This is a genomic window from Rummeliibacillus sp. SL167 (assembly GCF_007896505.1).
Lineage (GTDB): Bacteria > Bacillota > Bacilli > Bacillales_A > Planococcaceae > Rummeliibacillus > Rummeliibacillus suwonensis.
The window spans coordinates 567,052-589,078 of the sequence record NZ_VCBM01000001.1 but is presented as its reverse complement, the minus strand read 5'-3'; the positions used below and the strand labels follow the sequence as shown (position 1 = coordinate 589,078).

The following is a 22,027-nucleotide window of genomic DNA, read 5'->3' as shown; positions in this document are numbered from 1 at the left end:
AAAAACACAACATATAGTATTTATACAATTAAATACAATACTATATATTGATTAGAAAAGCAAATAGTGCTTTTTCTGAAAAATGTTGTTATATCGCGATTCATAGGTATCTTCGTTTTTTTTTCACAAAAAATAAGCCAAAAAACCTATTATTTTCTGAAATTCCATTCATCTGTTTCATACTTTGCCTTTGCAAGATTCTCAACAAAATCTTGTTGTTCTTGTGTCAATTCGTAAGGTACTAATTCGATATCAAGCGCATCCTCAAATCCTTTGTGGAATGCTTTGACGCATGCTTCAATGTCTATTTTATGATTGGCTAATTGATTAATTGCGACTGCTTTTTGTGGTAAATGTTTGCGCATTCGTTCTTTTGATGCCTCTGATGGAAATTTGAAAAGAGAGATCAATTTTTCATCATCCAGATCAATTAATATGGCACCATGCTGTAAAATTACACCCTCTTGTCTAGTTTGTGCACTACCTGCAACTTTTTTTCCTTCTACGACAAGTTCATACCAACTAGGTGCATCAAAGCAAACTGCGCTTTTTGGTTTCTTCAAAAGTTCCCTTTTTTCTTCTGTGTCAGGAACAGAGAAATAGGCGTCTAAACCTAAATGACGAAAACCGAATAGCAGTCCTTCACTAATGACTCTATAAGCTTCTGTAACCGTTGTAGGCATATTAGGATATTCTTCTGAAACGATTACACTGTATGTTAGTTCATGCTCATGCAAAACTGCTCGTCCACCTGTTGGTCGTCTCACAAATCCTAAATTTAATTTATGTAATTGATCAAAATCAATATCTTTTTTTGCTCGTTGGAAATATCCTATTGATAGTGTTGCCGGATTCCATTCGTAAAATCGAATTACTGGGGGAATTAAGCTCTTACTATGCCAATGCAACAGTGCTTCATCTAAGGCCATATTATAAGCGGGACTACATGGTCCTGAATTAATAAAATACCATTTTTTTGTCATTCTATCGTCTCCCTTTTATATCAGCTTTTCTATTTTATCAAAGTCATTGGACTATCGCTAGTTCTTCTTTTATAATATTATTTATAGATAGAAAGGGGTAAGTCATCTTGAGTTGGTTATATACAATACTAATCATCCTTGGCGTAATTATTATTTACGCGCTTATAAACGCATTTCGCTTAAAAAAAGCAGTAACTACTTTAAATGAAGAAGAATTTAAAAAGGGCTATCGAAAAGCACAATTAATCGATGTTCGCGAATTAAAAGAATTTGAGGGCGGACATATTTTAGGTGCTCGTAACCTACCTACAACCCAACTTCGCAATCGTTACCACGAACTTCGCCCAGATAAACCTGTTTACCTTTACTGTCAAAATGCTGGTCGTAGTGCACGTGCTGCACTATTTCTAAAGAAAAAGGGATATAATCAATTATATCAATTAGAAGGCGGCTATAAAAATTGGCATGGTAAGATTAAAGTTAAATAGTTTTCTTCTAAATAGGAAGGTCATTTCTAGTTTGGAATGGTCTTCTTTTTTATATACTATTTTTAGAAATTGTCACAAATAGCTCCTAAATGATTCATCGTTTTCTTCTAAGTGAATGAATAAACAATAAAAACTTCTCCACCAGCTGCTTATCCTGAAATCTCTTTTATATGTTTTTTCATAAAAACCGTATCGCTTCACTTCATATCTAGTTATTCTTAAAAAGATTTTCAGATAGAAAGTCATATCTTTCTCTTTTTGAAGATAAAATTGTCTAAAACGATTGAGTGGATTGAATCAAATATAAATCATCCAGCACCAAATATTGATATTTTATTTCCCGGTTCATTTCCTGGACAATATAATAGGAAGAAACTCCAAATGCTTCATGTGATTTTTTAAATCTATACAATTGAAACTTCATTCAGTGGAAGTTTTTTCACTCTCCTACTGGATGCCAGTTGAACCAATTGGGCTCTTAGGCGGTTGTGTCTCCTTCTATCACCTGCTTGTTGTGGAAAAAATTATTAGTAGAAACTTATGGACTGTTTATGCAGAATAAATGATTTCTTAAAAAGATTATACAGGAACATTTGTTCTTATTCAAGTAAAAAAAGACGATTCATCCATACCAACCAGTAGGAGATGAATCGTCCGATAACTTATCTAAAATGAAAATACTATTTATTTTTCTTGACCACTTAACTATATTTCTGCAGTTTCAGTTGGTTTTACATATCTCAAAACGGGATGACGTGCAGCACGCGTTTCATCTAAACGTTTAATAACTGTTGTATGTGGTGCTTCTTGCACAATTTCAGGTGTTTCTTCCGCTTCTTTCGCAATTTGAATCATCGCATCACAGAAGGCATCTAGTGTTTCTTTTGATTCCGTTTCTGTTGGTTCGATCATTAATCCTTCCTCTACATTTAATGGGAAGTAAGTGGTTGGTGGATGATAGCCAAAATCTAGCAGTCTTTTGGCAATATCAAGTGTACGAACACCTAGTTTCTTCTGACGGCTACCACTTAAAACAAATTCATGCTTGCAATGACGATCATATGGCAACTCGTAATATGGTTGTAAGCGGCGCATCATATAGTTTGCGTTGATAACAGCTTTTTCTGTAACAGCTTTCAAACCGTCTGGTCCCATAGAACGAATATAAGTGTATGCACGCACATTGATACCAAAGTTGCCATAGTAAGGTTTTACACGACCAATTGATTGTGGACGGTCGCCATCAAAATGATAGCCATCTGCTGTTTTAACAAGCACTGGTTTAGGAAGGAATGGAATCATATCTGTTTTTACTCCGACAGGACCTGAACCTGGACCGCCACCGCCATGAGGACCAGTAAAAGTTTTATGCAAGTTTAAATGCACACAGTCAAAGCCCATATCTCCAGGTCTTACTTTCGACATGACAGCGTTTAGATTTGCACCATCATAGTAAACTTTTCCCCCGACCCCATGGATGATTTCGGCAATTTCAAGAATATGTTCTTCAAATAAGCCTAAAGTATTTGGATTTGTTAACATCAAGGCAGCCGTATCAGATCCTACCACTTTGCGTAAATCCTCTAAATCAACTAATCCATTTTCATCAGATTTCACCGTTACAATATTAAATCCTGCAACAGAAGCAGAGGCTGGATTTGTACCATGCGCTGAGTCCGGAACGATTACTTTTGTGCGTTGATAATCACCATTTGCTTCATGGAATGCACGAATCATCCTAAGCGCTGTCCATTCACCATGAGCTCCAGCTGCAGGTTGTAAAGTTACTTCATCCATACCCGTGATTTCAACCAATTGTTGTTGCAAATCATACATTAATGCAAGAGCGCCTTGAACCGTTTTTTCATCTTGTAATGGATGAATATTCGCGAATCCAGGGAAACGGGCAACAGATTCATTGATTTTGGGATTATATTTCATCGTACAAGAACCAAGTGGATAAAATCCAGAGTCTACACCATGGTTACGACGAGATAGCGCTGTATAATGGCGCATAATATCCAATTCTGAAAGCTCTGGAAGCTCAGCTTCTTCTTGTCGAATAAACTCAGTTGGTAAAATACTTGATAATTCTACTTCAGGTACATCTAGTTCTGATAAACTATAGCCCACACGACCTTCTTTTGATAATTCAAAAACAAGTGGTTGGTTTTCTTTATGCATGTTGTAGAGCCCCCATTTCTTGCACGAGTGCGTCGATTTCTTCTTTTGTACGTTGTTCAGTCACTGCAATCAAAATATGCCCTTGAAGTTCAGGACTTACTTTTCCTAGATCAAAGCCACCAATAATTCCTTTTTCAAATAATGTATTGTTTACAGCTTCAACCGATCCATCTACTTTCACAACAATCTCGTTGAAATGAGCCCCTTGGAAAGGTACTTTAAAACCTGCCTTTTCAAAAGCTTTTTTTGCATAATGTGTCTTTAAAATATTTTGTTTTGCCATTTCTTGAACGCCTTTTTTACCGAGTGCTGTCATTGCTACAGAAGCCGCTAAAGCATTTAAAGCTTGGTTTGAACAAATATTCGAAGTCGCCTTTTCACGACGAATATGTTGTTCACGTGCTTGCAAAGTAAGGACATATCCACGACGTCCTTCTTCGTCCACCGTTTCACCAACTAGTCGACCTGGCACTTTACGCATTAATTTTGAAGTTGTTGCAAAATAGCCGCAATGAGGACCGCCAAAACTTTCAGGAATACCAAAAGGTTGGGCATCTCCTACCGTAATATCTGCCCCCATTTTTCCTGGTGGTGTCAAAATAGCTAATGCTAGAGGATTGGCCGATACAATGGAAAGGCCTTTCACTGCATGGATTGCATCAGAAACAGCTTGAACGTTTTCAATTTGACCATAGAAATTAGGATATTGCACCATTACTGCTGCTGTTTCTTTATCGATTAGCGTATTTAGTGCTTCTAAGTCTGTCACACCATCTTTTAACGGAATGTTTACGATGTCGATAGATTGACCATATGCATATGTTTTCACAACATCTTGTGCAATTGGGTGTATAGCTTCTGAAACTAATATTTTCTTGCGTCTAGTTTGCCCTGCCGCAAGCATCCCTGCTTCAGCAAGCGCTGTGCCACCATCATACATTGAAGAGTTTGCTAAATCCATCCCTGTTAACTCAGCAATCATTGTTTGGAATTCAAAGATTGCCTGTAATTCCCCCTGAGAAATTTCAGGTTGATATGGCGTATATGCCGTATAAAATTCTGAACGAGAAATAACGTGGTCTACTATTACTGGTTTGTAGTGATCATAAACACCTGCGCCTAAAAAAGAAATATACTCGTCACTATTTGCGTTTTGTTTTGCTAGTTGTGTTAGTTCTTTCAATAAAGCTGATTCCGATTTAGCAGGTTTGATATGATATTCACCCTTGAATCGAACTTTTTCTGGGATGTCTGCGAATAATTCATCAACTGATGAAACGCCAATCACCTTTAACATTTCTTGTTGATCTTGCTCAGTCATTGGTAAATAACGATGTTTCATGCCAATAAGCCCTCTCTTCTTTTGGTTATTTTTGACGTTTATAAAAAGGTGTTTCAACCGTTTTTACTCGTAAGCGGCGATTACGAATTTCAATTTCTAATTCTTGACCAACCACTGCGAATTCACTTTTTATCAGTGCTAATCCGATATTGCGTTTCGTCAAAGGTGATTGCGTACCTGTCGTCACTTCACCAATTTCCTCGTTTTCTTTAAATATTTTATAACCATGACGAGGAATCCCTTTGTCAATCATTTCAATGCCAATACTTTTACGTGGCAGCCCATTTTCTTTTTGAGCAACTAAGGCCGCTTTACCATTGAAATCTTCTTTGTTCAATTTCACAACAAAATTGATTCCCGCCTCAAGAGGTGAAATGGAACTTGACAATTCTTGACCATATAAAGGAAGACATGCTTCAAAGCGTAAAGTATCACGGGCACCTAAGCCACAGGGAACAACTCCTTTTGCTTCACCAGTTGTTAAAATTTCATCCCATAACGCTACTGTCGCCTCATTTGAAGCATAAATCTCAAAGCCATCTTCACCTGTATATCCTGTACGAGATACCAATGTATCAAAACCATTTATCACTACATGTTGCTTCAAACGGAAAGGCTTAATGTCATGTAAATCTACTGTTGTCAATTGTTGTAGTACTTCTTCAGCGAGAGGTCCTTGTAGTGCTAATTGGCCAAATTCATGTGAATGGTTTGTAATAGCTACATCTTCAAATAATTGACTGAGCATCCATTCAAAGTCTTTTTCAATGTTCGCAGCATTCACGACCAATAAGTATCGATTTTCATCGAGTCTGTAAATAATTAAATCGTCTACAACCCCTCCATTCTCGTAACACATTGCTGTATATTGGGTTTGGTTGATTGCTACTTTTGAAACATCGTTGGTCACAAGTTTTTGCAAATAAGCTAAACTTTCTGAACCTTCAACGAAAATTTCACCCATATGCGAAACATCAAATAATCCCGCTTTTGTGCGAACTGCTTCATGTTCACCTTTGATAGAGGAAAACTGCACGGGTAAATCCCATCCACCAAAATCAATCGTTTTACCACCATATTTTGCATATGAATCAAATAACGGTGTGTGTTTTAAGTCAGTCGCCATATCCTTCTTCCCCCTATTTGTTAAATTCAAAAAAAAGACAGAGAAACCCCTAAAAGGATTTCTCTGTCCATGCACCTGAAAGTTTAACCATTACGGCTGGCCTCTTTGGTGGCTAGTGAAATAGCGCTCTCCAGAGTTGCGTCCCGTACGAGTCTTTTTGCCTGAGAGATTCATAGTATTCACTACTTGCTCCTTCGGCGACGCAAATTTGCGTTCTCTCCCCGTACAATCATCCGCCCAAGAATCATCTTGGTACTATTCTCATTTAAATGTGCTATAACAGGATCGCTGACTATATCCTAACATTGAATAAGACGCCTTGCAATATTTTTATAAAAAATGTTTTAAAAACGAATAATGTGCCATAAATCAAAAATTATTATTCGCCTTTTAATCTGGTTATTTGATATGCAGCATATTCTACAATCTGTCTTAAAGAACGCCCCTCCGTACGAATATTGATATGTGCCGCACTTTTATAACATCTTCTACGCTGATAAAATAAATCTTCTAATTCTTTTTTCGTTGAACGTTGGACAATGGGCCGATTTTTGTCTTTATGAATTCTTTTCCATATGTCAGGAAATGTTGCATCTAAAAACAAAACTAAACCCGTTTGTCGCATGATTTTCCGATTTTCTGCATTAACCGCTACGCCTCCGCCTGTCGAGATAATGCAAAATTCATCACGGAAATTTCTTAAAAATTCTGTTTCGATCTTGCGAAAATACGCTTCTCCTTTTTTTTCAAAAATCTCAGGGATCGTCATTTTTTCCCGTCTCACGATCTCTTTGTCCATATCATAGTAAGGCATTCTTAAAAAATAGCTAAGTCTTCTACCGATTGCACTTTTTCCACTGCCCATATAGCCAACTAGATAAACTTTTCTCATCTTCTCACCTTCTTAGACTTTCGACTGCCTTACAACTAATTATCACTTTTTATAATAGTAGCATGAACACTTGTCGATTCCAATCATTCATTCAATGATGAGAAGAAATATAGGCTAATCAGAAAACGATGTCAATTCATATAACCATATGTTTCCTTATTTCATCAGGCATAGTAAACAAAGTACACAGTAGTAGATTTCCGGTGAGCCTGTTAAATCGTCATAAGCTTGTGGTGTAGGTAAACAAAGTACACAGTAGTAGATTTCCTCTTTCCCCGCTCCATTAGTCGAACCAAATAACTATTACAAGTAGTTGTTCTCTATAAGCCTATCCGCTTCCTGATGTTGAATTGAGGGTCTTATTGTCTGTTCATGCGGATCATTCAATGGTTATTTTCTAAATCCTCCATATTCACATCTTCACGATCCTCTTCTATGGAGTTCAACACCATTTTCGTTTGATCGACTGCCGCAATCTTTAGTGCATCATACGCACGATAATGTGAGTCATAGGCTGCACTTGCCGCTATCATCATATGAGTAATAAAAAACAAGAAAATCATAGCCGTAAGTAGTAAAAAGCCTTTCTCATCTCGTATTATTTGGAACAATAAACTTTCGACTCCTTCCCTTTCCGTTTTCAAAATTAATCGTTGCATCTAATATATAGTCTGAATATTCAAATTTAACAGTTGTTATCCCAAATAATAGTGGCTGGTATCCTTTTCCCCTTTTTAACTCTCCTGGCCCGATTGCTACACTTAATGTTCCCCGATCTGACGAATAAGAAATATTTTGTATTGTATTACGGCTAAATTGTTTCGTATGCGTCAATTCTTTTTGCAGCTGAAAGACAAATATCTCCCATTGCAACTCATTGTTATTGAACATACCGTTATCCTTTTGACTGTACCATGAATAGAACAAAAGAAAAAACTGGGCGAAAAGCACCAAAACGATGAGCTGTAATAACGAATCTAATAATGTAAAGCCACACTCCTTTTGAGGATGCTTCAATCTTTGTTTACACATAACTCTTCTTCTTGAATACCCAAATATCGGATACAAATGGTCTGATCGTCTCCCTCCCACGAGTACGTAACTTGATCAATTGTTATCTGTCCTTCGTATTTTTTAAATTTTTTAATATTTCCCGCAGCATATAATGCCGCTTCTGCAGCATGTAAACTCAATTTTTTTTCATAAAGTGATGTCTCTAGGCGATAAAAAAACGGCAATAACGTACCAAATATCAGGATAATAATGACTAATGTTAATAAGGTTTCTGGCAGCGAGTGCCCTTTTTCATTGATCAATTTTCACCCTTCCCTCACCCAGATATACGATTAGGTTTTTTCTTTTCCCATTCACTTTAAAGCCAATTGTTCCTGCTCTATTAACTGTTTGGTTCTCTGTAAATATGACATGATCCATATTCCCTGATTGAAACACTATATTTGCAGGATATTTTCGTATTAATAGTGGTTTTTCCATACTATAGCCCGTTGAATAGATATGGATTTCTCTTAAACTTTGGTAAATATATAAGCTTGCAGGTGATTGATATTGAAACGACAATGCTTGTGTCATTTCAATATCAGCTTTTAATTGCTCCATAAAACGATTTTCTAGTTGCTGATCCATATATTTCTTTCCGACAGTAATACCCATTGTACAAGTGATCATTGTAATGGTTAAAACAAGTAACATTTCGATTAATGTAAAACCCTTTTGATTAATCTGGAATTGCTTAACTTGAAACTTCCACTTTACCATCAGTTATCGTAATTGTTTTTCCTTTACATGCTTTAGAATCACTTGTTTTTAAATAATCTTTGCTTTCTAATTCTGTTATTGTTGTCGGATATTGCCCTTGATCAATCCTAAATGCTTCGACCTGTCCTTGCACCATTTTGCTATAAGCATTGCATCCCTTCTCATCGACAGTTGCAAAATGCCGTGTTACATTTGGAATGGAGATTAAGATGAGAATTGATATAATAAATAGAACAATTAACATTTCAATCAGTGTAAAGCCTTTTTGCATATGCTGGTTCAAAATTTTTTCTCCTCCTTTTACACAAGATCCATCATTTTATACATGGGCAACAATATGGCAAGGTAAGCGCCCAAAATACAGAGTGCTACAATGACAAAGAGTATTGGCTGTACGAGTGCAAGTACTCTTTGGATATTGGTTTCAGTTCGGTTGGTCAGAAATTCACTATAAATTTGTAATTCACGTCCTAAGTTTCCACCCTGCTCACCATGAAGTACATGCTCTGCGAATCCTTTATAAAAAAATTTTTCTTTGTTAATAGCTGTCGATAACGAATCACCGTAGATGATTCGTTTCTTGATTTTTTCAGCGACCTCGGATAAATAAGGTTGTAATGATTGTTTTTGCAATATATGGAGACCGTCTTGCATTGACATTCCACTTTCAATCAAACCACCTAATTCATATGAGATTTGCCTTGTCATGTGTAATTTGAATTGACGATTTACAATTGGAATTTTCAATATGAATTGAATTTGGTCGTCAACTGTTTTTCTACTTAGCCAATAGACGCTTATCCATAATAAAATTATTAGTAAAGCCGCTAATATCATAAACAAATCTGGTAAATGTAAAAAAAACGTAGACAATTTTAAATCAAAACGATCTTCTGTTGTTTGATTATTCATCATTAAGGACATATTAGGTAAAAAGTATGATCTAAAAGCTAAAAAAAGCACAATAAGAAAGAAGAAAAGAATGATTGGATAGGTCAACAATTTTGCAAATCGCTGTTTATTTTCTTCTTTCTTTTTCATTTGATTTGCTACTGTTTTCAAAACTTGAACGGTTTTTCCATATTGTTCTGCAACTAAAATCGTCATAAGGTAAATTTTAGGGTAACCTAACAAACTTAGAACTTCAGTCATTGATGCTCCATTACGTAATTGTTTTTGAACCTTTTCTTCCAGCTCTGATTTATGTTTTAAATGGTGAGGCATCAGCATGAACAATGAATCAGAAAATGTATAGCCTTCTTCTAGCAACACACTCAACTTTTTCAATAATTGTGCTGGTTCTTTTATTTGTTTTTGCTTTTTAAAAGACAATTTATCGATCCAATTTTTCTTGTGGATGAAGGGTAATTGCACCCATCTTTACCCCCTTTGCGATTTGACCTTCTAGTGTAATTTCCATTGGGAGTTCATATGAATGACCATATTCTATGGATCGAAAGGCTTCAGCTAAATAACAGCCTGATAATATTTCAAAAACGGCAGTCATTTTTTGAGTTGACATAAGATGAACAAGTCGCTGGGCTACGACACCTACAACTGTTTGTTTTAATTCTTCCAGTGAGATTCCTAAGTCTAATAAACGGAATAGACAGCCGACAGTGTCTTTGCTATGAATCGTTGTCACCACTAAATGACCACTTAATGCTGCCTCGATAGCGATTTGTGCAGTTTCTCGATCCCTTATTTCACCGATCATAATCACATCAGGTGAGTGTCTTAATATAGCCTTTAAGCCTACAGCATAGGTGACACCCGCTCTTTCATTTACTTGTATTTGTAATAAATCTGATTGGTTATTTTCAACAGGGTCTTCTAAAGAAATAATATGTTTTTGATATTTTGTTGCAAGATGATGTATTAGTGAATATAAAGTTGTTGATTTTCCACAACCTGTTGGGCCAGTTGTAAATAGGATTCCTTGAGATTGTTCTACAAGTTGAACCAATTGGTTCGCAGAATGCAGAAATAAGCTAAGTTCCGAAATCGGACGTGCACGATTTTGAAGCATTAATCGAACGACTAAGCTCTCTTTTAAATAGACGGACGGTAAGGTAGAAACACGAAAAGAAATAAGCTGTTTACTGAATGTTTGCTCGAATGAGCCACTTTGAGGTTTACGTTTTTCACTTATGTCTAATGAGGATAAAAATTTTAAATAAGAAATCATCCGATCTCCTATATCTTGGGGAAGTTGTCCAACCGGTATAAGTTGTCCATATTTTCTAAAATAAACGCTATACTGATCTGTTGACGGCATTAAATGTAAATCTGATGCGCCAAACTCTATCGCCTTTTGTAATAACTGCATCGATTTTTGTTCAATAATCGTTTCAGTAAAAGACATTTTACCTCCTTTTAACCATACAAGTAACGACCGCTCAATACTTGTTAACAGTATTATACATAGTCTATTATAAAATTGGAAGAATTTATTGAAAATATTTTTATCTCGTATGAACAGACAGTATCCCTCTCAACTTCAAAACGCAAGTCAAGCAAAGAGATCAAGAAGATCGACTATAAGTGCAACTGCTTGACCGATTAGTCAATATACAGTGAGGAATGAAAAAAACTGCAACGGCGTGAAGTTGTAATATCTCTAAAAAATTTTATTTACTATTCGTACAATCTTGCTGAATTTATAAAACTTTCAATAAAGTTCTTTAAAACTTCTCAAAAAAATCACATTTTCTTGAAGAATAGTTGTCTTCTACTGTTACAATTGAATTATTGTTATATAATAGTAAGTGACAATCGGAGGTGAATGAATCATGTTAAATCCATTAAAAGTTACAAGCACTTTATCAGACGAAACTAGGTTTTCCATATATCAATTTATATTACAAGAAAAGAAATCCTTTTCTGTTCAAGAAATTGCTGAAAAATTTCAAATTCATCCTAACGTAGCCAGACTACATTTAACAAAACTCACAGAAATTGAAGTAGTGAATTCAGAATATGAAAAAACAGGTAAAGGCGGACGTCCTGGAAGAAGATATAAAGCAAATGAAAACGGTATCACTATATCATTTCCAAAAAGAAACTATGAAGAGCTGCTGGAATGGACTCTCGAAATTATCAATGAAATCGGAGAACCAGCAAATCAAATTGGTAAAAAAATCAGCTATAAAAAAGGCATAAAAGATATGGACCAGCTTATTTTAAGTCATGGAAAAGACAAACTTCAATTAACATTTGAAGAAAAAGTAGAGTTTATGACAGAAGCTGCATCTCTTATCGGCTATGTTCCTCTCATCAAAAATACACCAGATGGCAGAACTATATCATTTGCTGTCTATAATTGCCCTTATCATGATAAAATTGGTCAGCATGCATCCATCATATGTGATTTACACGAATCCTATTTAAAGGGACAATTTGATGCGCTGTTTGACGTTAAAGATTTTGTGCAAATTGAAAGCATGACGAATAATTGTGATTACTGTACTTATCGCATAAATATATAATAGATTATAGATAAACCGCTTTTATAGGATATTATTTTCTTCACTCAATTATTAAATCTGTGCTAGTACAATCTTCAAACGATTGTATGCTTTTTAGCAAACACGTTCAATCAATTTAAACTAAACATATAAAATACCGACAAAGTAAATATTTTTATTTTGCTGCTGATTCCATTAATATTTATATTTTTTAAGCTTTGTGAATTTTTTACACTGTATTGTCACAAACTCTTATTAACTTGCAGTTTACATGTATCAATAAAATCATTTATAATGGATATGAGATTATTGTGTCGTCGAAAAGGAGGGAACCGTACATGGATAATATGTATAAAGTGCTTGGCTTTTGGACAGGTATTTTCGCAGTTATGTTTTATTTAGGTGGTATGAAAGAGGTTTCGCTATTATTCGTAGCTAACACAGGATTTTTCCTTCTATTAGGCTTCTTAAACCTTACAGAACGTATGTATATGTATATTTTCGGTGCTTACTTAACAGTATTCTTTGCTGGATTCACATATTACGCTACATTCATTCACGTACCAGGTTTAGAGCATTAAAAAGAAAGAGGCAGTCATTGACTGTCTTTTTTTATTATAATTATTAGTTTGCACTATTGACATATTGGAAAAGGTGCTATATGATATATTCGTAGCTTAACTTTATCCCTCCCTTTTATAGATGGAGAGAAAACATCCCCTAAATGAAGATAATCTCTTCGAACTAAGAGGCCTCAGTGCCTCTTTTTTATTTTTTATTCTGCTTTACCCCCTCACTTATGCAGGCTTCACTTTATACTTGAATTCATTTCATACGCACCACTATGAAATGGATATAAAAAAACTAAACCAGACTCGCAAAGAATAGTTGCCTGTATGAATGATGATCTCACAATCTAAACAATGGCTAGAATAGTGCAACTTGAAATCAAAAATCGGTTCAATTACATAAAAATAGCACCCAAACTATGTTTAGATGCTTGAACTTTAAAATCCATTTAAAAATGGGTTTTGTTCCATTTCAATATCAATTCGTGTTGGTCCTCCATGACCAGGATAAATGATAGTATCCTCATCTAATGTTAATAGCTTTTGATGAATGGATGATAATAATTGTTTATGATTCCCACCTTCTAAATCTGTACGACCAATACTACCTTCAAACAATGTATCCCCCACTATAGCAAATCCATCATCCTTGAAGAAAAAGCTAACGCTTCCTGGTGAATGCCCAGGTGTATGCAATATTTCAAATTTGAAATGATGAATCATCAATATTTGCTCATTCTCGATTAAGTGATCAGCAGGAGAAACTAAGACATTTGGAATTTCTGAGTATCGTCCTGAGCCATTTTTCATAGGATCTTGAAGCCAGCTAGATTCTTTTTTATGCAAATATACCGGTATCTTATAGACTTCTCTAATTGCATCTACAGCTCCGATATGATCGAAATGGGCATGAGTTAACAAAATCGCAACGGGTTTTAAATTGAAGGCTCTCAACTGTCTGACTAATGTATTTCCTTCTCCACCTGGATCTACTATCAGACATTCCTTCTCCGAGTTGCTAACAACATAACAATTTGCCTGAATTGGTCCTAATGGATATGTACGAATATTTAGCATTTCTTCACCTCACTCCCATTATACAGAAAAAGTGAATCAGCACTCAAGATGAAAGTATTTTGTGATAAATTATTGGTACTATTTATAAATCATTATATGTGAAATCACCTTGAGTTATTTTTAATTAATACATAGTTGAATCAATTTCATAATGTAAAATTCAGATAAAAAACACGAACATTTTAAATCAACATGAACATTAATATTCAGAAATTTTTGTTCCGCTCCAGACGGCGCTTTCCACGGGCTTGGCTTCAATCTCCTCGGGTCGACACGATGTTGGCCCCGAAGCCGTTGCCACAGGACGTGGCGAACTTAGGCTTTGTCCCTTAAATTGTTCCTGCGGGGCTTTCAGCTCAAGCTTTCCCCGTAGGACTTTGAATAAACTTCTTGAACTCACATCGCACGAAGGAAATGCGCATGCATTTTCGAGGAGTCGCCATCTTCCGCTCCACAACTATAAAATTAGCTATTATTAAATGTTCGTATTTTTTAAGAAGAAAATGATTTATGAAATTGATTTATGAAATTGATTCAGTTATAATTTTATCTCTAATTCATAATACTATTGATAAATAGAGGGAAAAACTTTTGTGATGGAACTAAAACTTCTCCAAACCTTTGCATGCAAAGGTTGAATTTCTTCAATTTGTCGAAGGAGTTGCTGCTTTTTGCTTGTTAAATGATGGGTTCAAAAATGAACAATCTTTTTTCACAAAAAAACAACTATTTTAAAATACGTTCAAATATACGTCACATTAAGTTCTCGACAAACTTCACAAATAGCTTTACAATAAAGAAGGAATATTGTTTTGCGACATTCATTTTCTGATGTCGAAAGGAGTGTCTATATTGAACTTATTAATGGTTATCTTTGGTCTAGTTGCAATTCTAGGCCTAGTAGGAACTGTGCAAGCGCTTAAAGAAAAAGCTATTCTTGGTGTCATCTTTAACCTTGCGGCATTCGCCGTGTTTGGATGGTTCGTTGTTATGACGATTCTTCATCAAGGTTTCCCACCAAGCCTACACTAATTAAAAATTGATACAAAAAGGATATCCCAATTTTGGGGTATCCTTTTTGTATTCGTTTACAAGCTTTACCTCGTGTTGGTTCGACTGGGTAGAGTTAAACCAATCAAATTTACTGGCAGTTATCCCTCACTTCTCTACTTGTTTACAGCTTAGCTTGAAATAAGGATATTACTGCCTGTTTACGGATAAATTTTTAGACATTATGCAGGTATATTATTTCTTCAACAATAGCCATTTTTTCATTTCATATGATTTGGTACTGATTAAGGTTTCATAATTATTTCCCGATAGACATACGATTCCCTTAGACGAACAAGTAATGGGCTCATAATTTTTGAATTGTCCTATGTTTTGAACACCTTTTAAAGTTACATGAACAAGCTGAAATGGATGTTCTCCATCATCTACTATACCATTTTTCATCGGAAGTAATGTCATCATAGATTGATCTTCAAGCCACTGAATTTCCGGCACAAACCATTGGGAAAAGCTCGAAACGGCTGGTGTTTTCCACACTTTCTTTTGCTTTCCTTTTTGTAATACATATTGAAATTCTTCATGTTTAAAATCCATTGTGACAATAATCTTTGATTGTTTAAAGCAGCTCATATAGATCACTTTGTGTTCAGACTGCGGTATTTCTTGATTCTTTTTCCAATCTATTATTGATAATGTACCACCATTCAAAGGGTTATTACCCATTCTATTCATCCATAATGAATCATCCGTAAGCCATGTCCAAAAAGGGTTTGCAGATTGAAATCTATGAAGCTTTTCTTTGTTACTTTCATAAATATAACTTTTATATGAAAAATCATCGCTAAAAGCTGCCAATGCCAAAAGATTTGCATTGCTTGGATTCCATACAATAGAGATTTCTGAGGATTTCACCTGAAACTTATGTAAAAGTTCACCAGTATTCGATAGTATCATAACGGTCGCTCTTTTTTCATTCGTTGCCGTTTGTAAAAGGATTTGTTTCATACTCGGATGGATAAAAGCTTGTATAATATCATCTTTGGAAAAATAAAGGATTTTCTTCTTTCCTGTCAATAAATTATATTGAACTAATTGCTCCCCTTCTGGCTGCTGTTCAATTAATAGAACTTCGACTTCAGATGAAAATCCAACAACTCTATAGAAATGATCTTCCATTAAATGATATGGAACAATATTTAATGATGAGTCGATAGTCGCAATGGTTTTCTTTGTATTTGTTTTTGAATTTTCCTTTGAATGGGACTGTTGCTGGCATGCCACAAGAAAAAATACTGTAATCGCTACTAGATAAATCACTTTCTTCACTCTTATCACATCCTTTCTAATTATTCTATTATACGATTAAACGTAAGCCCGAAATATAAAAAATAAGCGCACCTTTTCGGTACGCACGACGAATAGCCAACTATCTGAAATTTTTTTCGGATAGTTGGCTATTTTGCACATGTCGCTTGGATGTTTTTTGACCAAGGCATGTAATCATTTAAAAGTTCTGGCTGCTGATAGATTGGTAAATTGGGTAGCTCGCTTAACAGCTTCACGAGGTACTGATAGAAATCAATACCGTTTATTTTGGCTGTTTCCGCTAAACTCAAACAGATGGCATTTGCTTTGGCGCCAGCTTCACTTACAGAGAAAAGCCAGTTTTTTCGACCTATCACATTTGGACGAATGGCGTTTTCCGCTGGATTATTATCGATTTCAATCCGTCCGTCCAATAGAAATGCCTTCAAACCATGGACACGATTCAAGGTATATTCGGCTGCCTTTGCGAGCGCATTTTTCCCGAAGAAAGGTGATTCATCTACCCATTTCAAAAATTTCTCCACAATCGGCTTCGACTGTTTTTGACGTGCTTTTCGACGCTTTCCGGGTGAAAGATGCTTGAACTGGCGTTCTAAACGATACAACTGATCGCAATAATCAACACCCACTTGGCCATTTTTACTATCGGCTTTCATCCAATAACGTCGCACATGTGCCCAACAGTTAGCGAATGTGACGTCAGGTAGATCCCATATGCAGAATAGCCATCACAAATAATGGTTCCTTTAAAGCCATTTGTAAAGTCCTCTAATACAGAACGACCTCTTGATAGAGCACTTTGGAAAAGGACAATGATGGGTCCTTGACTAGATACACTACGGAACACCCAATTGTAGGCATTCGATTGCCCAGATTTTCCGTCTGATCGATGAATAATTTGCGCATAGGTTTCATCCACATGCAGAACTGATTTGGCCATTAAAGCTTTTTTCATCTGTTCATAAACAGGGAAGAGCCAATCTTTTGCTGCACGAATAACCCAGTTCGATAAGTTCTTATCATTTGTTAGAAGACCATATCGTTCCCACTCTTTCACCTGACGGTAAAGAGGTAAGTACTGAATAAACTTATCGTAGATAAGTTTTGCGAGAACAGTTGGTCCAGCAATACTTCGTTGAATGGCAGCTTGTGGTGCTTTTCCACGTTTGATTTGTGCCTTTTGCTTAGCGTCCTTTTTACAGTGTTTACACTCATAAGCATGCTCAATATGTTGGATGCACATCATTTTTGCCGGAATGAATTTCGCTTCTTCACGCGCAACGGTACTTCCGATTTCCTCCATTTGTGCTTGACAACAGTCGCATTGCGTGTTTTTGGGATGATGGTGAACTTCTTCAATTTCAATCCCCTCACGTAAAGAATCATTCCGTTTTTTCTTATTTAGTTTACGGACAACTGTATAAGTAATCGTTGCCGTGCTTTGTTCTTCTGTGTGCTCAGAATCGTTAAAAGACGGATCATCTTCAAATAAAGAACATTGGCCATCTGGCGCTTGATACTTTGATTTTTCCGATTTTGAACCGTATAAAGCCTTTGTTAATTGGCGAACTTGTTCGGTTAACACCTCAATTTGTTTGGTCAAACTTTTGTTTTGTTCTTTCGTATAGGTTAGTTGTTCTTGAAGTAATAGAATTATTTTTTCATTCGAAGTGTTTTCCAAATCATTCACCACTTTTCGTTCAATATAAGTTATGAATGATTATACCATCTTGATAGATGAATTTAAAAGATACTTTTTACAGATTTCGCAATGGCCTTTGGCTGTTGAATGGATAATCCTTCTAATAACCAGCGAAGTTCCTGTTGTGATAGATTACGTACTTCTTTTTCATTTTTAGGCCATTGCAGTTTTCCATTATCTAAGCGTTTATAAAGCATGGCGAAGCCATCACCGTCAAAGTATAAACATTTGTAGCGATCTTTACTCCAACCAGAAAATAAAAAGATAGAATCACTATATGGATCCAATTCAAAAGAATCTTGAATGAGCGTAGCCAAACCATCAATACCTTTACGCATATCAGTTTTGCCGCAAATAATATAGATGTTTTGCACGCTCGTAAAATCATGCTTCATGTTTATTCAACTCCTTCATAATGGTTTGAATGATGCGCTCATCTACGCCATTAAAGAAGGAGATTTCAGCCATAGTTGTTTTGATCACACAGTCTGGACTTACAGGATATATCGGAGATTCAACAGGAGTATTTTCTTCAATGATTGGATCTAGTTTGACGGGAACAATCGTTAATTTGTTTGTTGGCATAAGTAAGCACCTCCTTAAATTAATACCTTTATAGTACCGGAGGTGCTGCTTTATTTATATGCGTTATTTGAATACGGGTTTACGATTAAACGATAAAAAAAGAGAGATTTATAAAGTGAAACTTCACATAGTGCGGTTTTTTTCCTTTATTATAAATAAGCGAGCTTTTACTACTTTTTCTATAATGGCATTCTTCTTATTGAATCAAGATAAAAACCACATAGCACAATTAGCTATGTGGTCCAAAAATGTCATCTATTCTTATTTTGCTTCACCTGTTTTGTTATTGTAAAAGCGAAGTAAATCCCCATTGATAATCTTATCAGAGTAATCTAATTTTTTGTTTGCTTGATCAATATAAGGATCACATTTAGATGAATCTGTTTTTTCTCCGGTTGATTTATCGTAACATACTTCACCAGCATAAACTAACTTATCTGTTACAAAGCGCCCATCGCGGAACGTGATAAAATCTTTGTGATCTTTAGAGAATAGATCCGTGCCCATTTGTAAATCGTTTTTCGTATCAACACCAAGTAGATGTAAAACGGTTGGACGTATATCCATTTGCCCAGCAATTTCATGCATTTCTTTACCAATACCTGAATGTGGAACATGGATAAAGAATGGCACCTTTTGCAGTTGAGCAGAATCAAATGGTGTAATTGAATCTTTGCCTAAATATTGGGCCATTGCCTTGTTATGATTTTCAGAAATACCATAATGGTCACCATACATCACAATCACTGAGTTATCATATAAGCCAGATTCTTTTAGGTCTTTGAACAATTCTTTTATAGCTTCATCTGTATATCGAACCGTTTGGAAATAACGATTTACAGTATTATCATCTGAAGTATAAGGTTTGATCAATTGATCTTCAGGATCTGATGTAAACGGATAGTGATTAGATAATGTAATCAAACGTGTATAGAATGGTTGTGGCAATGTTTTCATTATTTTCACTGATTGATCCATATAAGGAATATCCTTCAAGCCCCAGTTTGCGGAGTTTTCATCCGTTACATCATATGATTCTACATCATAGAAATGTTTAATATTCAACGCTTGGTACATCATATCACGATTCCAGAAACTCTTGTTATTTGCATGTAATACGGAAGTATAATAGCCATTATCATTTAATCTCTCAGCCATAGAGTTGAAAGTATTTCCACTGTTTGTAAAGAATACGGCTCCTCGTCCTGTACCATATAAAGAGTTTTCAACGATAAATTCTGCATCAGAAGTTTTGCCTAAACCTGTTTGATGATAAAAATTATCGAAATAGAACGTATCTTTATCTTTTGTTAAGCTGTTAAGGAATGGTGTAATTTCTTGACCATTCACTTTATTGTTAATAACAAAGTTTTGGGTAGATTCGAGCGAAATAATAATAACGTTACGTTTTTTGGCAATACCAAATGTTTTCTTGTTATTTTCACCTTGGTTTGACTTCACATAGTTTGTTACATCCGTTAACTCACTGCCATCAGCCAAAGCGCGTTGAGCGTGTGATTTGGATTGAATGAAAATATCATATAAATGATAGTTATACGTACCAATATTCTTAACTAATAATTCGCGGTCAAAACTACGAGTTAATAGTTGAGGTCTTTCTGTTTCTGCCAAACCCAAGTTTAGGAATAGCATAGCAAAAGACAACACGAAATATGTGCGACGTATATTTGGTTTTATAATTGCCGCTTCTTTTGCGACAGGTAAGAACTTAACAGCTAAAATCAATAACACTACATCTGTGAAATAGAAAATATCATACCAATAAATAGATGATGCAGCTGAATTTCCTAAATCTCCAAAGTTACTTGTTTGGAATAATACAGGTAGTGTAATAAAGTCATTAAAGAATCTGTAAAACGCAACATTACCATATAAAACAATTGACAAAATGGCACTTACAGTAATCATATATCGATTACGTACTTTTGCCGTTTTAAAGAATAACGAAATTCCATATATAAACAATAAAAATGCAAGTGGATTAATCAATAATATAAGTTGTTGCATTGTATTTTCAATTTTCATATCAAAGCTTGTTTGATAAGTAATATATGTCTTAATCCAAGTGGTGACAATTGCGATCACCAATATTGAATGTTTAGGTAGCTTATTGAGTTTCATTCCTAACATCCTCCTACTTTCTTTCGTTCGTTACAGATTTAATTCTACATATGAAAGAAACAAAATATATATTAATACTTTTTTTACAAAAACGCAACATATTTATTACATCTTCACTGTTCGTTACATATTATTATTTTTGTTACTCCTATCACTTATATTATTAACCAATTTTACCCATCAAAATAGATATCGTCAACTGATTTCTGTGATTGATTTCTTTCCTTGCTTTCCTCAAATAGGTGTTTGTGCCACTTCTAGACAGTAGAATATTGATCACGAGGAGCAGTTGCCATGGGATATGATGCACTACAACTTTGCTTCTTCCATCAGTTCGTGTAGATCTGCTTCTTCCTCAGGACAAATGCTCCTCCACTCCCTATATCTTTAGTAAAGTATCAGCAACATTTTACCCTATTTTTCCAACAATTAAGTTTGTACTCATATATAAACGAATAAATTCTAAAAAAGTTTCACCCAAAATGATGTTATTGATCTTTTTTCGCTATTTCATTTTCTAATCTTATTTCTTCTGTTCTTAAAATATGGCGAGCTGATTGGAATTCTCGAGCTTCAATTAAACCACCTTTATACAATTCCATTAAGTCGATCTCCATTAATTGCAGATCACCCACTCGATTTTTTGTATAAATAAACGTTCCAAAGCGTTTCAAAAATTGCATTACATCATATACTGTTTCCAAGGGTACTTTCGCCCCCTTTCAATCATTTACATTGAATAGTTTCATTTTCTGTCATTATTTTTTCAATAGGTACATCATAATCATCTGTTGGAATTTTTTCAACTATCTGCATGTGAAATGCTAAAGAAATAGTTGGCTTTTTAAAATCTGTCAAAAATCGATCATAATATCCGCCGCCAAAACCAAGTCTGAAGCCTTGGCGATCATATGCAAGTCCTGGCACAATTAAATAGTCAATTTCTTCTTTTGATACTTTTGTCGTCATATGTGGGATAGGTTCCGAAAGATTCATGTATACGTTTTCAATTTGGTTAAATGACGTAATTTCATAAAATGTCATCATACGCGATTTTGGCTCACACTTAGGCACAACTACCCTTTTGCCTTGTGACCAAAATAGTTTAATCAGATCCCAAGTTTCAACTTCCGGAAACACAGAAAGGGTGATCCCAATTACTTGAGCATTCTTTATGCCTTGTTCTTGAAGAAGTTTTTTATGTATAAGTACGGATTTTTCTTTATAGGTTGTTTCAGTAAGTTTTTTTAAATGATTCATTATTATTATACGAAGTTCTTTTTTATGCATATATTTTTCACCCCAAATTCTTTAAAAATGGAAAAAGCCAAAACCACGAGGGTTTTGGCAATGAGCA

At 35.2% G+C, this 22,027-nt stretch carries 23 protein-coding genes, 1 pseudogene and 2 riboswitches; of the genes and pseudogenes, 4 read left to right on the top strand and 20 right to left on the bottom strand.

Going from position 1 to position 22,027, the window contains the following annotated elements; genetic code table 11:
- Positions 1-149 precede the first annotated feature (149 nt).
- Complete coding sequence (locus FEZ13_RS02595; protein ID WP_146551343.1) at positions 150-983, bottom strand: lipoate--protein ligase family protein; 834 nt, start codon at positions 981-983, stop codon at positions 150-152.
- A 107-nt stretch (positions 984-1,090) separates the two neighbouring features.
- Between FEZ13_RS02595 and FEZ13_RS02590 the strand changes: the two genes are divergently transcribed.
- Positions 1,091-1,471, top strand: coding sequence for a rhodanese-like domain-containing protein (locus FEZ13_RS02590; protein ID WP_146548335.1), 381 nt, complete (start codon positions 1,091-1,093; stop codon positions 1,469-1,471).
- A 705-nt stretch (positions 1,472-2,176) separates the two neighbouring features.
- Here the strand turns inward: FEZ13_RS02590 and gcvPB are convergent.
- The 11 genes from gcvPB to comGA all read right to left on the bottom strand — a co-directional run bounded on the left by gcvPB (position 2,177) and on the right by comGA (position 11,156).
- A complete protein-coding gene (gene gcvPB / locus FEZ13_RS02585; protein WP_146551342.1) occupies positions 2,177-3,655 on the bottom strand; it encodes an aminomethyl-transferring glycine dehydrogenase subunit GcvPB in 1,479 nt (492 codons plus the stop codon).
- On the bottom strand, positions 3,648-4,997 hold the full coding sequence (gene gcvPA, locus FEZ13_RS02580; RefSeq protein ID WP_146551341.1) for an aminomethyl-transferring glycine dehydrogenase subunit GcvPA: 1,350 nt from the start codon (positions 4,995-4,997) through the stop codon (positions 3,648-3,650). The genes gcvPB and gcvPA overlap by 8 nt, the downstream gene beginning before the upstream one ends.
- Before the next feature lie 25 nt (positions 4,998-5,022).
- Positions 5,023-6,123: a glycine cleavage system aminomethyltransferase GcvT gene (gene gcvT, locus FEZ13_RS02575; RefSeq protein WP_146551340.1), complete on the bottom strand. Its 1,101-nt coding sequence runs from the start codon at positions 6,121-6,123 to the stop codon at positions 5,023-5,025.
- A gap of 61 nt (positions 6,124-6,184) precedes the next feature.
- Positions 6,185-6,259, bottom strand: a riboswitch (glycine riboswitch).
- Positions 6,260-6,262: 3 nt separating this feature from the next.
- A riboswitch (glycine riboswitch) is annotated at positions 6,263-6,356 on the bottom strand.
- A gap of 146 nt (positions 6,357-6,502) precedes the next feature.
- The gene (locus FEZ13_RS02570; protein WP_146548331.1) at positions 6,503-7,015 is read right to left on the bottom strand and encodes a shikimate kinase; all 513 of its coding nucleotides are present in this window, start codon (positions 7,013-7,015) and stop codon (positions 6,503-6,505) included.
- 383 nt (positions 7,016-7,398) lie between these two features.
- Positions 7,399-7,626 carry a hypothetical protein gene (locus tag FEZ13_RS02565; RefSeq protein WP_146551339.1) on the bottom strand — a complete coding sequence of 76 codons (228 nt, stop codon included), beginning with the start codon at positions 7,624-7,626 and terminating at the stop codon, positions 7,399-7,401.
- Positions 7,604-8,047, bottom strand: a complete 444-nt coding sequence (gene comGF / locus FEZ13_RS02560; protein ID WP_146551338.1) for a competence type IV pilus minor pilin ComGF — start codon at positions 8,045-8,047, stop codon at positions 7,604-7,606. The genes FEZ13_RS02565 and comGF overlap by 23 nt, the downstream gene beginning before the upstream one ends.
- A complete protein-coding gene (locus FEZ13_RS02555; protein ID WP_146551337.1) occupies positions 8,029-8,331 on the bottom strand; it encodes a hypothetical protein in 303 nt (100 codons plus the stop codon). Before FEZ13_RS02555 ends, comGF begins: the two co-directional genes overlap by 19 nt.
- Complete coding sequence (gene comGD, locus FEZ13_RS02550) at positions 8,321-8,791, bottom strand: competence type IV pilus minor pilin ComGD (RefSeq protein WP_146548327.1); 471 nt, start codon at positions 8,789-8,791, stop codon at positions 8,321-8,323. The genes FEZ13_RS02555 and comGD overlap by 11 nt, the downstream gene beginning before the upstream one ends.
- Positions 8,766-9,062 (bottom strand): competence type IV pilus major pilin ComGC, encoded by a 297-nt coding sequence (comGC, locus tag FEZ13_RS02545; protein WP_146552728.1) that lies wholly within the window; start codon positions 9,060-9,062, stop codon positions 8,766-8,768. Before comGC ends, comGD begins: the two co-directional genes overlap by 26 nt.
- Positions 9,063-9,091: 29 nt before the next feature.
- Positions 9,092-10,165, bottom strand: a complete 1,074-nt coding sequence (gene comGB, locus FEZ13_RS02540) for a competence type IV pilus assembly protein ComGB (RefSeq protein WP_146551336.1) — start codon at positions 10,163-10,165, stop codon at positions 9,092-9,094.
- Positions 10,125-11,156 carry a competence type IV pilus ATPase ComGA gene (comGA, locus tag FEZ13_RS02535; protein ID WP_146551335.1) on the bottom strand — a complete coding sequence of 344 codons (1,032 nt, stop codon included), beginning with the start codon at positions 11,154-11,156 and terminating at the stop codon, positions 10,125-10,127. The genes comGB and comGA overlap by 41 nt, the downstream gene beginning before the upstream one ends.
- A 427-nt stretch (positions 11,157-11,583) precedes the next feature.
- On the opposite strand from comGA, the gene FEZ13_RS02530 reads away from it, so the two are divergent.
- Both FEZ13_RS02530 and FEZ13_RS02525 read left to right on the top strand, forming a co-directional pair.
- Positions 11,584-12,279: a helix-turn-helix transcriptional regulator gene (locus FEZ13_RS02530; protein WP_146551334.1), complete on the top strand. Its 696-nt coding sequence runs from the start codon at positions 11,584-11,586 to the stop codon at positions 12,277-12,279.
- A gap of 317 nt (positions 12,280-12,596) precedes the next feature.
- The gene (locus tag FEZ13_RS02525; protein ID WP_119416339.1) at positions 12,597-12,839 is read left to right on the top strand and encodes a DUF2626 family protein; all 243 of its coding nucleotides are present in this window, start codon (positions 12,597-12,599) and stop codon (positions 12,837-12,839) included.
- A 426-nt stretch (positions 12,840-13,265) separates the two neighbouring features.
- On the opposite strand, the gene FEZ13_RS02520 is transcribed toward FEZ13_RS02525, so the two are convergent.
- Entirely contained in the window at positions 13,266-13,904 is a 639-nt protein-coding gene (locus FEZ13_RS02520) for an MBL fold metallo-hydrolase (protein WP_146551333.1), read from the bottom strand.
- A gap of 852 nt (positions 13,905-14,756) precedes the next feature.
- On the opposite strand from FEZ13_RS02520, the gene FEZ13_RS02515 reads away from it, so the two are divergent.
- Positions 14,757-14,936, top strand: a complete 180-nt coding sequence (locus tag FEZ13_RS02515; protein WP_146548322.1) for a DUF2759 domain-containing protein — start codon at positions 14,757-14,759, stop codon at positions 14,934-14,936.
- Positions 14,937-15,149: 213 nt separating this feature from the next.
- Here the strand turns inward: FEZ13_RS02515 and FEZ13_RS02510 are convergent, their stop codons facing one another.
- From FEZ13_RS02510 to FEZ13_RS02480, 7 genes and pseudogenes are all read right to left on the bottom strand, one after another.
- Positions 15,150-16,241, bottom strand: a complete 1,092-nt coding sequence (locus FEZ13_RS02510) for a YqgU-like beta propeller domain-containing protein (protein ID WP_146551332.1) — start codon at positions 16,239-16,241, stop codon at positions 15,150-15,152.
- Between the two features lie 128 nt (positions 16,242-16,369).
- Positions 16,370-17,934: pseudogene (tnpC, locus tag FEZ13_RS02505) on the bottom strand (IS66 family transposase).
- 50 nt (positions 17,935-17,984) lie between these two features.
- Positions 17,985-18,338 carry an IS66 family insertion sequence element accessory protein TnpB gene (tnpB, locus tag FEZ13_RS02500; RefSeq protein WP_124218077.1) on the bottom strand — a complete coding sequence of 118 codons (354 nt, stop codon included), beginning with the start codon at positions 18,336-18,338 and terminating at the stop codon, positions 17,985-17,987.
- Positions 18,328-18,528: a hypothetical protein gene (locus FEZ13_RS02495; RefSeq protein ID WP_146551331.1), complete on the bottom strand. Its 201-nt coding sequence runs from the start codon at positions 18,526-18,528 to the stop codon at positions 18,328-18,330. Before FEZ13_RS02495 ends, tnpB begins: the two co-directional genes overlap by 11 nt.
- Positions 18,529-18,789: 261 nt before the next feature.
- Positions 18,790-20,670, bottom strand: a complete 1,881-nt coding sequence (locus FEZ13_RS02490; protein ID WP_146551330.1) for an LTA synthase family protein — start codon at positions 20,668-20,670, stop codon at positions 18,790-18,792.
- A 488-nt stretch (positions 20,671-21,158) separates the two neighbouring features.
- Positions 21,159-21,374: a YqgQ family protein gene (locus FEZ13_RS02485; RefSeq protein WP_186725734.1), complete on the bottom strand. Its 216-nt coding sequence runs from the start codon at positions 21,372-21,374 to the stop codon at positions 21,159-21,161.
- Positions 21,375-21,396: 22 nt separating this feature from the next.
- Positions 21,397-21,960 (bottom strand): 5-formyltetrahydrofolate cyclo-ligase, encoded by a 564-nt coding sequence (locus tag FEZ13_RS02480; RefSeq protein ID WP_146548319.1) that lies wholly within the window; start codon positions 21,958-21,960, stop codon positions 21,397-21,399.
- Positions 21,961-22,027: the final 67 nt, after the last annotated feature.